This is a genomic window from Halomonas sp. LMYGS-3 (assembly GCF_059509875.1).
Map to the genome: position 1 here is coordinate 62,668 of NZ_JCAKFQ010000016.1, position 15,457 is coordinate 78,124.

Annotated in this window: 14 protein-coding genes; 4 read left to right on the forward strand and 10 right to left on the reverse strand. The window is 67.7% G+C overall.

The features are described 5' to 3' along the window. Positions 1-159: 159 nt before the first annotated feature. The 5 genes from AC5W54_RS14945 to AC5W54_RS14965 all read right to left on the reverse strand — a co-directional run bounded on the left by AC5W54_RS14945 (position 160) and on the right by AC5W54_RS14965 (position 5,393). Positions 160-1,113, reverse strand: a complete 954-nt coding sequence (locus tag AC5W54_RS14945; RefSeq protein ID WP_495962882.1) for a LysR family transcriptional regulator — start codon at positions 1,111-1,113, stop codon at positions 160-162. Positions 1,114-1,251: 138 nt separating this feature from the next. Next, positions 1,252-2,310 carry a TRAP transporter substrate-binding protein gene (locus AC5W54_RS14950; RefSeq protein ID WP_495962883.1) on the reverse strand — a complete coding sequence of 353 codons (1,059 nt, stop codon included), beginning with the start codon at positions 2,308-2,310 and terminating at the stop codon, positions 1,252-1,254. Between the two features lie 99 nt (positions 2,311-2,409). Next, positions 2,410-3,732: a TRAP transporter large permease gene (locus AC5W54_RS14955; RefSeq protein ID WP_495962884.1), complete on the reverse strand. Its 1,323-nt coding sequence runs from the start codon at positions 3,730-3,732 to the stop codon at positions 2,410-2,412. Beyond that, positions 3,729-4,241 carry a TRAP transporter small permease subunit gene (locus AC5W54_RS14960; RefSeq protein ID WP_495962885.1) on the reverse strand — a complete coding sequence of 171 codons (513 nt, stop codon included), beginning with the start codon at positions 4,239-4,241 and terminating at the stop codon, positions 3,729-3,731. Before AC5W54_RS14960 ends, AC5W54_RS14955 begins: the two co-directional genes overlap by 4 nt. A 192-nt stretch (positions 4,242-4,433) precedes the next feature. Continuing rightward, entirely contained in the window at positions 4,434-5,393 is a 960-nt protein-coding gene (locus AC5W54_RS14965) for a LysR family transcriptional regulator (protein ID WP_495962886.1), read from the reverse strand. Between the two features lie 129 nt (positions 5,394-5,522). Here AC5W54_RS14965 and AC5W54_RS14970 point away from each other — a divergent pair, with 129 nt between their 5' ends. After that, positions 5,523-6,305 (forward strand): TraX family protein, encoded by a 783-nt coding sequence (locus tag AC5W54_RS14970; RefSeq protein ID WP_495962887.1) that lies wholly within the window; start codon positions 5,523-5,525, stop codon positions 6,303-6,305. 199 nt (positions 6,306-6,504) lie between these two features. On the opposite strand, the gene AC5W54_RS14975 is transcribed toward AC5W54_RS14970, so the two are convergent. Then, a complete protein-coding gene (locus AC5W54_RS14975) occupies positions 6,505-7,326 on the reverse strand; it encodes a cytochrome b5 domain-containing protein (RefSeq protein WP_495962888.1) in 822 nt (273 codons plus the stop codon). Continuing rightward, on the reverse strand, positions 7,323-8,621 hold the full coding sequence (locus AC5W54_RS14980; protein ID WP_495962889.1) for a ferredoxin reductase family protein: 1,299 nt from the start codon (positions 8,619-8,621) through the stop codon (positions 7,323-7,325). Before AC5W54_RS14980 ends, AC5W54_RS14975 begins: the two co-directional genes overlap by 4 nt. Before the next feature lie 104 nt (positions 8,622-8,725). Between AC5W54_RS14980 and AC5W54_RS14985 the strand changes: the two genes are divergently transcribed. Next, a complete protein-coding gene (locus AC5W54_RS14985; protein ID WP_495962890.1) occupies positions 8,726-10,228 on the forward strand; it encodes an ethylbenzene dehydrogenase-related protein in 1,503 nt (500 codons plus the stop codon). Continuing rightward, entirely contained in the window at positions 10,225-10,776 is a 552-nt protein-coding gene (locus AC5W54_RS14990; protein WP_495962891.1) for a DUF2231 domain-containing protein, read from the forward strand. Before AC5W54_RS14985 ends, AC5W54_RS14990 begins: the two co-directional genes overlap by 4 nt. An 82-nt stretch (positions 10,777-10,858) precedes the next feature. Here the strand turns inward: AC5W54_RS14990 and AC5W54_RS14995 are convergent, their stop codons facing one another. Together AC5W54_RS14995 and purE are read right to left on the reverse strand one after the other, a co-directional pair. Beyond that, positions 10,859-11,971 (reverse strand): 5-(carboxyamino)imidazole ribonucleotide synthase, encoded by a 1,113-nt coding sequence (locus tag AC5W54_RS14995; RefSeq protein ID WP_495962892.1) that lies wholly within the window; start codon positions 11,969-11,971, stop codon positions 10,859-10,861. A 22-nt stretch (positions 11,972-11,993) separates the two neighbouring features. Further along, positions 11,994-12,521 carry a 5-(carboxyamino)imidazole ribonucleotide mutase gene (gene purE, locus AC5W54_RS15000; RefSeq protein ID WP_495962893.1) on the reverse strand — a complete coding sequence of 176 codons (528 nt, stop codon included), beginning with the start codon at positions 12,519-12,521 and terminating at the stop codon, positions 11,994-11,996. 212 nt (positions 12,522-12,733) lie between these two features. On the opposite strand from purE, the gene AC5W54_RS15005 reads away from it, so the two are divergent. Then, a complete protein-coding gene (locus AC5W54_RS15005) occupies positions 12,734-13,378 on the forward strand; it encodes a YbaY family lipoprotein (RefSeq protein ID WP_495962894.1) in 645 nt (214 codons plus the stop codon). A gap of 59 nt (positions 13,379-13,437) precedes the next feature. Here the strand turns inward: AC5W54_RS15005 and AC5W54_RS15010 are convergent, their stop codons facing one another. Then, positions 13,438-15,450, reverse strand: a complete 2,013-nt coding sequence (locus AC5W54_RS15010; protein WP_495962895.1) for a TRAP transporter permease — start codon at positions 15,448-15,450, stop codon at positions 13,438-13,440. Positions 15,451-15,457 lie beyond the last annotated feature (7 nt).

Consider the following 15,457-nt stretch of genomic DNA (forward strand, 5'->3'; position numbering starts at 1 on the left):
ACCAGGCCCGCCCCCACCGGAAGCAGGGCATATCGGCAGTGTGAGGCGGTTTCGAGACGCTACGCAAACAGCATCGGTCGCGCTGACGGCGCCGCCATCGGCAAGGCCCATAGCGGGGGGGAGATCCGCGACCGTCCGGCGCCGGCAGGCGTCCTGTCATCAGGTGACGACCTCCGTCAGCACCCACGGCAGGTGCCGTTCCAGCTCGGCGCGATAGCGGCGTTCCAGCAGGCGACGACTGTCCCGCGCCAGTTGCGAGGGCAGATCGCCGAGCTCGTCGCGGCGGGCCACCAGCGTCAAGTCACGGCGCAGCGGCTCGGTGGGCAGCGGCTCGATCCTCACCTTCATGCGATCGAGCCCCGCCTGGTAGAGACACAGTGGCGTGGTGATGGTCCAGCCGACCCCGGCGCTGACCAGGCTCAGCACGGCGAAGGTATTGTCGAGGTGCAGCCTGGCAGGCAATTCCAGTTGGTGGATCCGCAGATGCCGCTCGATGCATTGGCCGATCAGCGACTGTGGGGTGTAGCGCACGAAATCCATCTGCCGCGTCAGCCAGGACAGGTTGCCCACCGGCCCCGCCCAGTCGGCCGGTAGCACCAGCACGAAGGGCTCGCCGAGGATGGCATGACGCTCCAGGCCGTCGTAGTTCTCCAGCCGGTCGTCGGAAATGATGATGTCGACATGTCGCGTCAGCAGGGCATGGCCATGCATGTGCGACAGGCCGGTGGTGAGGGTGTAGTCGCTGGTGTGACGCTTGATCACCTCGATCAGCGGCTGGCCCACCGCGGTGGCCAGGGAGTCGACCAGGGCCATGCGCACCTGGTGCAGGCGGCCGAAGGCCCCCGAGGCCAGCTCGCGCCGCGTGGAGCGGGCCTCGTTCAGCAGGCGCTTGGCCCGGTCGTAGAAGAAGCGGCCGGCCCCGGTGGGCTCCAGCGGGCGCGAGTGCCGGTTCAGCAGGCTCACGCCCAGTGCCGCCTCGAGATTGGCCAGGCTCTGGGACACCGACGACTGCTTGAGGCCGAGCGCCTCGGCCGCGGCGGTCTGGCTGCCGCGCTCGAGGGTCTCGACGAAAATTTCCATGCTACGCAGATCGAAGCCGAAACCGCTGCGCATCGCGTTCTCCTAGGCCCGGGTGCCGATCGTGACAGGCCGCCCCGCATCGGCACCGGGGCACAGCGACTTCAGGATTCGACGACATCACGGCAGCGCCGGTCCGGTGTCGTCGACGGCGAGCATCACCCAGGCGTGGTCTCAACCGTAGCGATACGGAGGGCCGGCCTGCTGCATGGTCTGGCGATAGTCCTTGAGGATCTGCACCAGCCTGGCGCTGCGATCGCTCTCCGCGGCGATCTCGTCCCAGAACGCCAGCGCCTCGTCCTCGATGGTCTGCCACTCCTCCTCGGGAATCGAGGTCAGCTCGAGCTTGCCGCCGGTGGTACGGTAGTGTGCCTCGCCCCACCAGTACCAGTGCTGGCGATAGTAGTGGGAGCTGTCCATGCACAGTCGGAACAGGGTCTTGAGATGCTCCGGTAGCTCCTCCCAGCGCTCGGTATTGGCGAAATAGGATCCCGACCAGGCACCGGAGATGTTGTTGGTCAGGTAGTAGTTGCTGACGTCGGCCCAACCCACGGTGTAGGCCTCGGTGATGCCTGCCCAGGCGATGCCATCGAGTTCGCGGGTCTGCATGGCGACCTCGATGTCCTCCCAGGGCAGGGTCACCGGTACCACGCCGAAACGGCTCAGGAAGCGCCCCGCGGTGGGGAAGGTGAAGACGCGCTTGCCCTCGAGATCGGCGATGCTGCGGATCGGGTCGCGGGTAACGAAGTTGCACGGATCCCAGGCTCCCGACCCCAACCAGGTGACCCCCTCGATCTCGCCGTAGGCCTCTTCCCAGATCTCCTTGAGGCCGTAGTGGTGGAACAGCGCCGGCACGTCGAGGCTGTAGCGCGAAGCGAAGGGGAAGTAGCCGCCGAACACCGAGACATCGACCGGCGCATTGATCGAGTCGTCGTCGCTCTGCACGGCATCGATGGTGCCGCGCTGCATGGCACGGAACAGCTCGCCGGTGGGTACCAGCTGGTCGGAGTAGTAGAGCTCGATCTCCATCTCGCCGTTGGCGGCCCGGTTGAAGGCGTCGATGGAGGGCTTGATGACGTGCTCGGCGAGTGCCGGGCCGGCATAGGTCTGCAGCCGCCAGCGAATCGGGCTGCGTGACTGGGCATGCACGTAGGGGGCGCCGAGGGTGGCGGCGCCGACCGTGGCGGCGGTGGCCACCCCGGCCTTCTTGAGGAAGTCGCGACGGTTGGTCATGGTCTCTTCTCCTGCGGTTGTGCTTGTTGTGTGGCAAGCCATGTCATGCGGTCGTGTCGGGTGAAGGCACCTCCTGGGTCCGGTGGTTGCCTCGGCGACTCAGTAGCCGCGATAGAGCTGCGGCAGCCACAGCGCCAGTTGCGGGAAGGCGGTGATCAGCGCCAGTCCGATCAGCATGATGCCGACAAAGGGCCAGACGCTGCGGTAGATGTCACCCAGCGAGATCTCGGGCGGCGCCATGGCGCGCATCAGGAAGAGGTTGTAGCCGAAGGGCGGGGTCATGTAGGCGATCTGCACGGTGATGGTGTAGAGCACCCCGTACCAGATCGGGTCGAACCCCAGGCTGATCACCAGTGGCACGTAGAGCGGCGCGACGATCACCAGCATGGCGGTATCGTCGAGAAACATGCCGAGCAGGATGTAGGAGAGCTGCATCATCACCAGTATCTGCCATGGGCTCATGCCGATGCGGTCGAGGAACAGGCCCTCGATGGCGCGTACCGCCCCCAGGCCATCGAATACCGCACCGAAGCAGAGCGCCGCGAGGATGATCCACATGAACATGCAGCTGATGCCCAGCGTCTTGCGCACGGTGCCCTCGATCACTGCCCAGTTCAGTCGCCGCTTGACGAGTGCCGCCAGCGTCGCCGCCAGCGCCCCGACCGCCGAGCTCTCCACCAGGCTGGTCACCCCCATCAGGAACAGGCCGGTCATGAAGAAGAAGATCAACAGCGGCAGGATGCCGGCACGCAGCAGCCTGAGCTTCTCGGCGAGGCTCATCTGGCGCTCCTCCGCGGGCAGCGCCGGCCCCAGGTGGGGCTGGAAGTGGCAACGGATGACGATGTAGACGACGAACAGGGCAGCGATGATCAGCCCGGGAATCGCCCCGGCCAGCCACAGCTGGCTGACCGGCTGGCGGGCGATCATGCCGTAGAGCACCAGCACCACGCTGGGCGGCACCAGGATCCCCAGCGAGCTCCCGGCCTGGATCACTCCGGTGACCATGATCTTGTCGTAGCCGCGGCGCAGCAGTTCCGGCAGGGCGATGGTGGCGCCGATGGCCATGCCCGCCACGCTCAGCCCGTTCATCGCGGAGACCACCACCATCAGGCCGATGGTCCCCACGGCCAGCCCCCCCTTGAGCGCGCCCATCCAGACGTGGAACATCTCGTAGAGCTCGCTGGCGATTCCCGACTCCGACAGCATGTAACCCATGTAGATGAACAGCGGCAGTGTCAGCAGCGGGTACCAGTTCATCAGTTGGATCGCCGCGTTGAAGGGCATCTCGACCCCGCCGGTGCCCCACAGCAGCAGCGCCGAGGCCGCGCCGACGAAACCGATCACGCCGAATACCCGCTGTCCGGTGAGCAGCAGCAGCATCATCGACGAGAACATCGTCAGGGCGATCATCTGATAGCTCATTCGAGCGCCTCCCCGAACGCCCGGGCGAGGTCCTTGAAGAAGGTCGAGAGGCTCTGCAGCAGCATCAGCACGATGCCCGCGGTCATGATGATCTTGATCGGCGCCAGCGGCGGCGCCCAGGAGGTGTAACTCTTCTCGCCGTAGCGAAGCGCATATTCGGTACTCGAGATCCCGCCGACCAGCAGGGCACCGAGGAACACGAACAGCAGCACGATGGTGATGGCGTCGACGACGGCGCGGGTGCGATCCGACCAGCGCGAGTAGAACAGGTCCATACGCACGTGGGAGGCCAGCTGCATCGAATAGGCGCCGCCCAGCAGATAGTAGGCCGCCATCAGGAACTGGGACACCTCGACGCTCCAGATCAGCGGACTGTTGAAGGCGGTGCGCGAGACGGAGGCGAAGAGCAGCACACCGATCATCACGAAGACCAGGAACATGATGATCCGCCCCACCCGGCGGTTGAACGCATCCACCCAGCGCACATAGAGCCGTATGGTTCTTGGCATCACGTCGCAGCGCCTCGTGTCAGGTAACGATTCGTATCGCTCCAGTCTGAGCAGAAGGATCGACGAAGCACAAAGATCATCGATCCCGGCGACGCTCTCGTTATCGATAAAATCGATAGTGCACGCGCATGGCGCCCTCCCCGGTCACCACTTCACCGGTTTGCATCACGGAAGGGGGGACGCGACGCGGCCTCAGTCGCCGAGGCGAAGTTCCGTCGCCAGCCAGGGCAGCTCGCGTTCAACATCGGCCCGGAAGTGACACTCCAGCAGCCGCCGGCTGTCCCGCGCCAGCTGCGCGGGCAACCCACCCAGCTCGTCGCGACGCGCCACCAGGGTCAGCTCGCGGCGCAGCGGCTCGATCGGCAGCCGCACCACGCTCACGCGCAGGCCGGCGAAGCCCGCCTGGTAGAGGCACAGCGGCGTGGTGATGGTCCAGCCCACGCCGGCGCTGACCAGGCGCAGCAGGGCGAAGGTATTGTCGAGATGCAGCCGCGCCGGCAGCTCCAGCCGGTTGAGCCGCAGATGGCGCTCGACGGTCTGGCCGATCAGCGACTGCGGGGTATAGCGCACGAAATCCATCTGCCGTGCCAGCCAGCGCAGGTTGTCCACCGGCCCGCCCCAGTGACCTGGCAGCACCAGCACAAAAGGCTCGCCGAGTACCGCATGGCGCTCCAGGCCATCATAGTTCTCCAGGCGGTCGTCGGAGATGATGATGTCGACATGTCGCGTCAGCAGCGAGTGTCCATGCATATGGGAGAGGCCGGTGGTCAGCGTATAGTCACCGGTATGGCGCCGGATGACCTCGATCAGCGGCTGCCCTACTGCCGTGGCCAGCGAGTCGACCAGCGCCATGCGTACCTGGTGCAGCTGGCCGAAGGCGCCGGAGGCCAGTTCGCGACGCGTGGAGCGGGCCTCGTCGAGCAGGCGCTTGGCCCGATCGTAGAAGAAGCGCCCCGCGCCGGTCGGCTCCAGCGGCCGCGAATGGCGCTCGAACAGCGCCACGCCCAGCGCCTGCTCCAGGTTGGCCAGGCTCTGCGAGACCGACGACTGCTTGAGTCCCAGGCGGCGCGCCGCGGCACTCTGGCTGCCTCGCTCCAGCGTCTCGACGAAGATCTCCAGGCCGCGCAGGTCGAATCCAAGACCGTTTCGCATCGTCTTCACCCCGGCCGGCGCCGGCCATCATGAGGGAACTCCCGGGCCCGCTTCCCGGTCCACTGCCACTGTCTGCCCCGACGTCATCACCCCTGTCTTCACCACTGTCATCACCACATGGAGGTCACGATGACTGCCCAGGCCGCCGCGGCTGCCGCCGCCCGCCCCTCCTCCAGCTGGACCGGCTGGGGGCAATGGCTGGCGCTCGCCACCATGACCCTCGATCACCTGACCCGCTATGCACTCCCCACCGACTGGGAGCTCGGCTGGGCCGGCTCCTCCATCGGGCGCATCGCCTTCCCGCTGTTCGCCGCCATGGTTGCCTGGCACGGCCTCTTCAATACCCGCAACCCGCTGCGCTACGCCCGACGCATTCTGGTGATCGGCCTGGCGGCCCAGTTGCCCTACATGATGATGCCCCGGGCCTCGGATGCGTTCATTCTCAACGTCTGCTTCACCCTGGCCGCGGGGCTGGCCTGGGGCGCCTGGCTGCGCGACCAACTCGCCCGCCAGCGCCGCGGTGGGCTGGCGCTGGGTGTGGCGGCCTCGCTGGCGGTCTGGTACCTGGCGGGCGAATGGGTCGAGTACAGCCACCGCGGCCTGCTGCTGATTCCGCTGTTCATGCTCGCCATGCACCGCCTCCACCAGGCCGGCGACGCCTTCACCGAACGGCTGGCGGCGGTGGCCTTCACGGTGCCCGTGCTAGTGGTGGCCGGGTTGATGAACAGCTCCGACCTGGCCAAGTCGTTCACCGTCGCCACCTGCCTGGCGGTGCTGTGGCTGGCCGCCGGGGCCCACCGCCTGACCCCCGAGGTGCCAAGCGCCATGCCACGTCGGTTGTGGCTCGCCTGGTATCCCGGCCACTTCGCCCTGATCGCGCTGTGGCTATGGGCCAGCGGCGCCATCGGCTGAATCCGGCGACCGGCGGTACGGCCAGCAGCCGTTCCAGCATCGGCCGGTTCACCGTGGCGGCGACCCGGTCATGGCCGGCGATGGCGGCAGGCCTGGAAGGAGTAGGCATGCGGGAGTTCCCGGCCGTGGTTGTTGTTATGAATCCATTACCTTTACCGCATATCCTTCTCCGTGGCGAGCCTGCCCGCCACGACCGGGGTCAAGGCCAGGCGTAGACCCCGCGGTTGAGGCCGTCGCGGATCGCCGAGATCACCTTGGCGCCGCGCAGGGTGGCGCCGCTGAAGCCGTCGATGTCGTCGACGACCCGCTCCGGCTCGTAGAGCGAGAAGATGGCGGTCACCGGCTCACCGGCCAGGCGCTCGGCGATCTGTCGATGCTGCACCATCACCGGGTAGTGGTCGTCACCCTCCTCCAGTGCCAGGTAGTCGACACCGCGATAGGCCAGGTGACGGTAGTCGATCGACGTGAAGCGCCCATCGCGCACGTCGAAGGTGATGTTGACCTGAATCTCGCCACGGTCGGTGAACACGCCGCGGTAATGCCCGTCCTGGGGCAGGCCCAGCAGCGCCCGGTGCAGCCGCTCGTCCTCGGCCGGCGACAGGGGGACGCCCTCCGGCGCCTCGGCTGTCGCCTCCGGGGCCTCGACCGGCTCGCCCGCCTCGTCCACCAGGCGACCGATCAGGAAATCCTCGAGCAGGGTCGCCGCCCGCGGGCTGTGGGGCACCCCGGGGCGCTTGTTGGCCCACCCCTCGGTGGCCTCCCGACCACACCATTCGAGGATCACCGCCTCGTCGGTCGGGTGCCGCGGCACATAGTCGGTGATGTCGTAGACCCGGCCGTGGATCGCCTTCCAGCAGCTTTCGGCGGCGTCGTGCTCGGCGAGTTCTTCCCGGGTGATGTCTCGCTCGCCGTCCGGCGCAGCCCGCTCGTCGTCCGACGATAATGCATGGATCGAGACCAGGGTCAGCACGCTGGCCAGAAAGGCGATGAAGGCGGAGTAGGCGATCTTGTTGATGTTCATAGGAAGTCGAAGACCTCGCTGTGGATGCGTGAGGCGGGTAGGCCTTGTGCGCTGAGCAGTCGCTTCAGGTGTGCGTTCATTGCCGGCGGCCCGCAGAGATAGATCTCGCGCTCGGTGAAGTCGGGGCAGTGCTCGCGCAGGAAGGCTTCGGTCAAAGGGCCCAGCTCGCGGTAGAAGTGAGGCGTGCCCGTGAAGCCCTCGACCCGCGCGCCGATCGCCTCGAGCTCATCCAGGTAGTAGGCGCGATCCGGCCCGTTGGCCAGGTAGACCAGGTGCACCCGCCCCTCGGCGAGGCCCCGCTCAGCGATCTCGCGGGCACCGCCGACGAAGGGGGTGATGCCGATTCCGCCACCGAGCCAGAGCTGGTCACGCTCGGGGAAGCGGCGACCGTAGAACTCGCCGTAGGGCCCCTCGACCAGCACCCGGGTGTCCGGGGTCACGCCCAGCAGGGCATGGCTGGCATCGCCCAGATCCTTGATGCCGATGCGTAACCGCGCGTCCCCCGGCGCCGAGGCGATGGTGTAGGGGTGCTCCTCGCCACGCCCGGCGGTGAGGGTCTCGTCCAGCGGCGTGAGATAGACGAACTGCCCCGCCTCGTGCTCGATGCCCTTTCCTTCCGGCGCGAGCACCAGCTCCACGACACCTCGCGCCAGGGGCGTCACCGCCTCGACCCGGTAGGCGTGCCGCGCGACTCGGGGCGAGACCAGCTTGCGCCAGGCGATGGCGGCGAACCCGGCCAGCCCCAGCAGCCACCACAGTGCCGTCTCTCCGGCCAGCGGCAGCGCGTGCCCGAGGCCCAGCACCAGCGCCGCGGCAGAGACCAGATGCAGCCGCTTCCAGCGCTGGTAATGGGGCCGGCCGAAGAAGTCGAAAGTCGGCGCCAGGAAGATCACCATGGCCAGCCACGCCAGCCAGCCGAGCCAGACGGCAGCGTGGGAAACCGGCGGGAAGAGCGTGACCACCGCCACCTCCAGCGAGAGGGGCACCGCTGCCAGACCCAGCGCCAGGGCATGGATCATCACCAGGATGAAGGCACCGAACCCCAGCCAGTGGTGCAGGTGCCACAGCCGCGCCAGCCCGCCGAACCAGCGATCGGTTCCCGGCAGGCGGATGCTCACCGCCGCCGCCAGCAGCAGCATGGCGAGCCCCAGGATCCCCGTGGTGCGGCCGATCCAACCCAGCCAGGCACCGGCATCCTCGGCGCCCGGCCAGCCCAGCCGCGGCAGCGCCACCGCCAGCGGCACCAGCAGGGCCACCACCAGGGCGATATCGCCCGGCTTCGGGTAGCGTCGCATCGTCCCTCCTCGCCCTCTTCTGCTGCTCATTGTTGCGGATCGGTCGGCACATTCAACCGATGTGGCGGCTTGTCACGCCTGACTTGATCTGTGTCAGGTCGTTCATGCGTGCATGGTCCACACTGACACTCAGCAACATCCCCTTACCCCATGATGCAGGAGATCACATGGCACGTCATGACAAGGGTGCCGGCCCGTGGCTGGTCCTCGGCCTGCCGATCGCCCTCGGACTGGCCTGGATCACCCAGGGCACCGGGGTGGTCGGCAACGACCTCGAGCGCAACATCCATGTTCCCGATGAGCTGACCATGCCGTTGCAGGTGCAGGCGGCCTACAACGGCGAGCGGATCTTCTTCCGCTACCGCTGGCCCGCCGAACGCGCCCATGTCTATCACGACATGCTGCGCTTCGAGGACGGCGAATGGATCCGTCACGGCAGCTCACGAGCCGGCCCCGATCCCGACGGCACCTACGAGGACCGGGTGGCGATGCTGGTCGACGACGGTCGCGTACCGGACTTCGGCCGCTACGGCGGCTATATCACCGTCGGCGACCGGATGCGCTTCTTCAGCGACTCGGCCTCGCCTGCCGAGGTCACCGCCCATCCGCACCTGGGCGAGCGACTCGGCCAGAGCGACGTGCGCAAGTACCTGCCGGGCACGCGGACGGACCAGCATGACTGGCGCAGCGTGGTGGATGCCGACGTCCTGGCGACCCAGCGCGAGGCCGGCTACTTCCTCGACCTCTGGCACTGGCGCGCCGGACGCTCCAACCCCATCGGCGCCTCCGACGACCAGTGGATCGGCGAGTATCGCAACAGCGACGCCGGCACCGGCCCCTACACCACCAACTGGGACGCCGACAACAACCGCCCGCTCTGGATGCTCGACCCCGACCAGACCGGCCAGCGCGCGCTGCGCTGGGAGGACGTGACGTCCGGCCAGGTCGACTTCGACGGCCTCTACTACCTGTCCGAGGCCAACCGCACCGACTTCGACCCCGATCATGACTGGCAAAACGGCGACGTGATTCCGCGCCGCCTGCTGCGCGATCCCGCCGGCTCCCGCGGCGACATCGCGGTGCACGGCCAGGCCCGTTGGGAAGAGGGCCACTGGGACGTGACCCTGGTACGCGACATGGATACCCGCAGCCCACTGGACGACAAGGCCTTCCGTGACCAGGGCGTCTACGACATCGGCATCGCCGTGTATCGCAATGCCACCGGCAGCCGCTGGCACTACGTCTCGCATCCCCATTCGCTGGGGCTCGGCCGTCATGCCGACATCCAGGCCCAACGCATCGACGGCGACTCACCGGAGTGGGGCGACGACTGGTTCGAGATGACCCTGTTCTACCCCGGCCAGGTGGACTGGCCGCTGCTGACCAGCCGCGCCCATGCCGGAGCCGAGGACATCGCCGCCGGCAAGCCGGTGCGGCCCCGCCACAGCGAGAAGCAGCTGGCGCTCTACGGCGTGGAGAGGGAGTTCAACGACGCCATCACCACCCGCTGGTGGATGACCCTGATCGCCGGCCTGATCGCCATGCTCGGCGTGACCCTCGCCCTGCTGCCCAGCTTCCGCCCGACTCGCCGAGGAGACCGCTCATGACCGGTATGCACCATATGCTCGTCCATTTCCCGGAGGCGTTCTGGGCGCTGGCCACCCTGATGGTCCTGGTCGGCGCCCTGCTGCCCGGCCGCCTGGCCGAGCTCAGCCGCGCCGCCCTGCTGCCGGTGCTGGTGCTCAGCCTGCTCGGCGCCCTGGCCGCCATTGTCACCGGCAGCCTGGTCTGGCCGCTGGAAGCCAACCTGGCAAGCCCGCTGGCGCGCAACCATGTCCTGATGGCGCTGTGGACGCTGGGCCTCTACACCATGCTCACCGTGCTGGTGTGGCGCGCCGGCGCGGCCGCCTTCGACGGTGCCCGGCGCTGGGTACTGGTGATCCTGGCGCTGATGGGTGGGCTGCTGTTCGCCACCACCGGCACCCTGGGGGGCCATCTCGCCGGCGCGACGACCCGGTTCTCCGATCTGCTGCGCCTCACCGGCTGGGAGGTCTACACCACCTTCTACAGCCCCGGCTGGGTGGTGGCGGTGATGGTGATGATCGGCCTGGCCTGCGCCGTGCTGGGCATCATGACCCGGCGCAAGGCCAGCTGACGCCACATCCGGCGATCCCCCGTGGATAACCGAAGGCCCCGCGATCGCGGGGCCTTCGTATCGCGTGCCGTACCGGGCAGCGTTATTCGAAACTGAACCGCGGCTCGGGCGCCTCGGGCAGCAGGGCCGCACAGGCCCGCACTCGCTCCAGCAGTGCGTCATGGGTGGGCGCCAGCAGGTTGACATGGGCCAGCTTGCGGCCGGGGCGCTCGGCCTTGTCGTAGCGATGCAGGTGCGCATCCTCGATGGCCAGGATCGCGGCGTGATCGCCCTCACGGCCGATCACATTGATCATGCCGGTGGGCGCCCGCGCCGAGGTGTCGCCCAGCGGCAGGCCCTGGATGGCACGCAGGTGGTTCTCGAACTGGCTGGTCACCGCGCCCTCCATGGTCCAGTGACCGGAATTGTGCACCCGGGGCGCCATCTCGTTGGCGAGCAACCCGCCGTCGCGGGTCTGGAACAGTTCGAGGGTCAGCACGCCGACATAGTCGAGCTCGTCGAGCAGCGCGCGGATGTAGCCATCGGCGGTGAGCTGCACGGCCTCGTCGAGATCCGGCATCGGCGCCAGGGAATAGCGCAGGATGCCATCAACGTGGACGTTCTCGGCCATGGGATAGAAGACCACCTCGCCGTCGCGGCCGCGCACCGCGATGATCGACACCTCGCGCACGAAGTCGACGAAGGACTCGACGATCAGCCGCGGGTGACCGATGTGGCGCCAGGCGCCGGCGGCCTCGGCCGGGTCACGGATCACCGCCTGGCCCTTGCCGTCGTAGCCCTCGGTGACCGACTTGGCCACCACCGGGCAGCCCAGCTCCCGGGCCGCGGCCTCGAGCTCGTCGGCATGCTCCACCAGCCGGTAGGCCGGGGTGGGAATGCCCAGGCGGTCGAACAGCGCCTTCTCCTCGGCACGGTTCTGGCACACGCGGATCGCCTCGCTGGAGGGGTAGACGGGCTTGACCTCCTCGATGGCCTGGACCAGCGCCACCGGCAGGTGCTCGAACTCATAGGTGACCAGGTCGACCTTGGCCAGGAAGTCGTCGAGATGGTGCTGATCCGTATACACCATGACATCGCCGATGCCGGCGCTGGGGTGACCGGTGGTGTCGAGGAAAGTGAAGCGGTTGGCCAGCGGGTAGCCCGCCAGGGCCAGCATGCGGCCGAGCTGGCCGGCTCCCAGTACGCCGATGTTCATGTGACTTTCTCCTCTCGCTGGCTCACTCGGCCGCGGGGCGCGGGTCGGGGTTGTCGAGCACCGCCTGGGTCTGCTCGGCACGGAAGGCCTCGACGGCGGCGCGGATCTTCGTATCCTGCAGGCCGACGATCTGCGCCGCCAGCAGGCCGGCATTGGTCGCCCCGGCCTTGCCGATGGCCAGGGTGCCGACGGCGATGCCGCCAGGCATCTGCGCGATCGAGAGCAGCGAATCGAGGCCCTTCAACGCCTTGGACTCCACCGGCACGCCGAGCACGGGCAGCGGTGTCTGGGAGGCCACCATGCCAGGCAGATGGGCTGCCCCGCCGGCCCCGGCGATGATCACCTGGAGACCGCGCTCGGCGGCGGACTTGGCGTAGTCGAACAGCAGATCCGGGGTGCGGTGAGCCGAGACCACCCGGGTCTCGCAGGAGACCCCGAGACGTTCGAGCATCGCCACGGCATGCTCCATGACCGGCCAGTCGGATTTCGATCCCATGATCACGCCTACGCGTGGTGCTGATTGAGACGACGGCTCGTTCGACGGCGGCATGGTCTGCTCCTCGACACTCGGGCGGTGGAAAATGAAGGGCAGGTATTCTAACGGCGCTCGCAGGCGCCGTCATCTTGACCAATCGGGCAATCTCCCCCACCCGTCGCCGGGACGCGACAATTGCTTTCACCCTTCGTGCGCACTTCCTTGCCACACTGCTCCTCGACAGGGCCGGCAGGAGTGCCGGCACTCTACACAGAAGGAGAATGGCCATGAAACGCTCACTGATCCTGATCGCCTCCCTGACCACCGCCCTGGCCCTGGCCGGCTGCGACACGTCCGACGACGACACCCAGGCCGCCAACGGCGGCGACCAGACCGCCACCGACGAGACGCCCCAGCCGGAGGACACCACCGCCGTCGAGACGAGCGAGCAGGACGAGGACGCCGTGGAGGACGAGGGCACCGAAGAGGCCGAACTCCAGACCCTCGAGGGCAGCGTCACCTATCGCGAGCGCATCGCCCTGCCGGACGACGCCCTGCTCACCGTACAACTGCGGGATCTCTCCCTGGCCGATGCCGCGGCGGAAACCCTTGCCGAAATCGCGTTCGAGCCCGAGCAGCAGGTGCCTATCGACTTCGCCATCGAGTATGACGCCAACCTCGTGGCGACCGACGGTCGCTACGCGGTGCATGCCGAGATCCATGATACCGACGGTGAACGGCTCTGGACCACCGTCGACCACTATGGTGTCGAACTGGGCGACGAAGCGGCACATGGGCCGCTGGAGATCGTGCTGCAACGCGTCGCCGGGGAGGCCGATCCCATGAGCGAAATGACAGACGAAGCCGCCGACGAAGACGCCGACGAAGACGCCGACAGCAACGAGAACGAGGCGGTCGACGAAGACGCCTGATCGCGTGCCTCATGCCGAGCCCGCCACCCGCTGGCCGGATGGCGGGCTCGTTCGGTGGCTCAGCCACCCGCCGGACTTGCTTCCCGCCGACTGGCCAGCCAGTTGCCGCCCATGGTCAGCGCCATCACCCCGACCCCCGCCATCTCGACCATCAGGTCGGGGTAGAAGACCGCGATGATCGCCGGGACGATGACCAGCCGCGGCAACAGCGACATCCGTGTGAAGAGATATCCTTCCAGGGCCGCGGCGAAGGCCCCCAGGGCGAGTATCGCGATCACCCCGTTCCAGATCAGTACCGGCCAGGGGCCGCCCATGATGATCTCCGGGTTGAAGACCATGAACAGCGGGATCAGGTAGAGCCCCTTGGCGAATTTCCACGCCTGGAAGCCGGTCTCCATGGGCTTGCTGCCGGCGATGGCCGCCCCGGCGAAGCCCGCCAGGGCGATCGGCGGCGTGACGTTGGAATCCTGGGAGTACCAGAACACCACCAGGTGGGCGATCAGCAGCGGGATACCGAACTCGGCGGTCAGCGCCGGGCCGACCAGCACGATCAGCACGATGTAGCTGGCGGTGACTGGCAGGCCCATGCCCAGCACCAGGCTGGCCAGCAGCACCATGACCAGCGCCAGCACGATATTGCCGCCGGAGAACGCCATCATCATGGCCGAGAATTTCAGGCCCAGGCCGGTGAGGCCCACGATGCCGACGATGATCCCCGCCACGGCACAGGCCATGGAGACCGCCACGGCGTTGCGGGCGCCGAGCTCGAGCCCCTCGACCAGCTTGACGACACCCGCTCCGGCCACCCCTACGATGGCCGCCAGGGTCACCGGCTGCCCCTGTCGCGGAGCGATGAACAGGAACCACACCGCATAGCGCAGCACCGCCACGGCGACCATGGTGATCACGGCATAGAAGCCCACCCGCATCGGCGACATGTGCATCGCCAGCAGCCACACCAGCACCCCCAGCGGCAGCAGGAAGTGCCAGCCGTCGCGCATCACCTGACGCATCTGCGGCAGCTCGCTGCGGGCCATCCCCTGCATGCCCTGCTTCAGCGCGATGATATGCACGAAGAGATAGACGGTGGCGAAGTACATGATCGCCGGCAGGATGCTGACCTTGACCACCTCCAGGTAGGGAATCCCGGTGTACTCGGCGATCAGGAAGGCCCCGGCGCCCATCAGTGGCGGCATGATCTGCCCGCCGGTGGACGCCGCCGCCTCGATGCCGCCGGCCTGGTGGGGCTTGTAGCCCAGGCGTTTCATCAACGGAATGGTGAAGGCACCGGTGGTCACCACGTTGGCAATGGCGCTGCCGGAAATCGAGCCCATGCCGGCGGAGGCGAGTACCGCGGCCTTGGCCGGGCCGCCGCGCTGGCGGCCGGTGGCCGCGTAGGCCAGATCGATGAAGAACTTGCCGGCGCCGGTGCTCTCGAGGAAGGCGCCGAACAGCACGAAGACGAAGATGAAAGTGGCCGCCACGCCCAGCGGCAGGCCGAAGATGCCCTCCTGGCCCAGGTAGAGCTGGCCCACCACCCGGTCGATATTGTAGCCGCGATGCTCGAGGATGCCGGGCAGGAACTGTCCCAGCCAGGGCAGTTCGCCGCGCGGGCCGGCGAAGGCATAGAGAATCGCCAGCGCCCCGATGATGGTCATGCCCAGGCCCACCGCCCGGCGGCTGGCCTCCAGCACCGTCACGGTCGCGATGCAGCCGACGATGATGTCGGTCTGGCTCCAGAAGCCGGCCCGACGGATGATCTCGTCGAGATAGAACGCCAGGTAGCCGCCGGTGATTAGCGCCCCGGCGAAGAAGGCCGCGTCGAGGGCCCAGCCCAGCACGCCGCGGCTACGGTTCGGCCCGAACACCGGGAAGATCAGGAAGGCCAGCATCATGATCAGCATCAGGTGGATGCTGCGCTGGTAGAAGAGTCCCATCGGCTGGATGCCGGCGGAATAGAGCTGGAACAGGGACAGCCCCACGGCGATCAGAGTGATGAGCCACAGGATCGGCCGTGGCTGGATGGCCTTGCCACCGGGTACGGTGACGGGAGGGTTGGCGGAGTCGCTCATGCACGCC

Excerpts from the sequence above, each read along its gene's own strand:
- AC5W54_RS14945 (WP_495962882.1), bottom strand. The coding sequence starts at position 1,113 with ATGCGCAGCGGTTTCGGCTTCGATCTGCGTAGCATGGAAATTTTCGTC.
- AC5W54_RS14950 (WP_495962883.1), bottom strand. The coding sequence starts at position 2,310 with ATGACCAACCGTCGCGACTTCCTCAAGAAGGCCGGGGTGGCCACCGCC.
- AC5W54_RS14955 (WP_495962884.1), bottom strand. The coding sequence starts at position 3,732 with ATGAGCTATCAGATGATCGCCCTGACGATGTTCTCGTCGATGATGCTG.
- AC5W54_RS14960 (WP_495962885.1), bottom strand. The coding sequence starts at position 4,241 with ATGCCAAGAACCATACGGCTCTATGTGCGCTGGGTGGATGCGTTCAAC.
- AC5W54_RS14965 (WP_495962886.1), bottom strand. The coding sequence starts at position 5,393 with ATGCGAAACGGTCTTGGATTCGACCTGCGCGGCCTGGAGATCTTCGTC.
- AC5W54_RS14970 (WP_495962887.1), top strand. The coding sequence starts at position 5,523 with ATGACTGCCCAGGCCGCCGCGGCTGCCGCCGCCCGCCCCTCCTCCAGC.
- AC5W54_RS14975 (WP_495962888.1), bottom strand. The coding sequence starts at position 7,326 with ATGAACATCAACAAGATCGCCTACTCCGCCTTCATCGCCTTTCTGGCC.
- AC5W54_RS14980 (WP_495962889.1), bottom strand. The coding sequence starts at position 8,621 with ATGCGACGCTACCCGAAGCCGGGCGATATCGCCCTGGTGGTGGCCCTG.
- AC5W54_RS14985 (WP_495962890.1), top strand. The coding sequence starts at position 8,726 with ATGCGTGCATGGTCCACACTGACACTCAGCAACATCCCCTTACCCCAT.
- AC5W54_RS14990 (WP_495962891.1), top strand. The coding sequence starts at position 10,225 with ATGACCGGTATGCACCATATGCTCGTCCATTTCCCGGAGGCGTTCTGG.
- AC5W54_RS14995 (WP_495962892.1), bottom strand. The coding sequence starts at position 11,971 with ATGAACATCGGCGTACTGGGAGCCGGCCAGCTCGGCCGCATGCTGGCC.
- purE (WP_495962893.1), bottom strand. The coding sequence starts at position 12,521 with ATGCCGCCGTCGAACGAGCCGTCGTCTCAATCAGCACCACGCGTAGGC.
- AC5W54_RS15005 (WP_495962894.1), top strand. The coding sequence starts at position 12,734 with ATGAAACGCTCACTGATCCTGATCGCCTCCCTGACCACCGCCCTGGCC.
- AC5W54_RS15010 (WP_495962895.1), bottom strand. The coding sequence starts at position 15,450 with ATGAGCGACTCCGCCAACCCTCCCGTCACCGTACCCGGTGGCAAGGCC.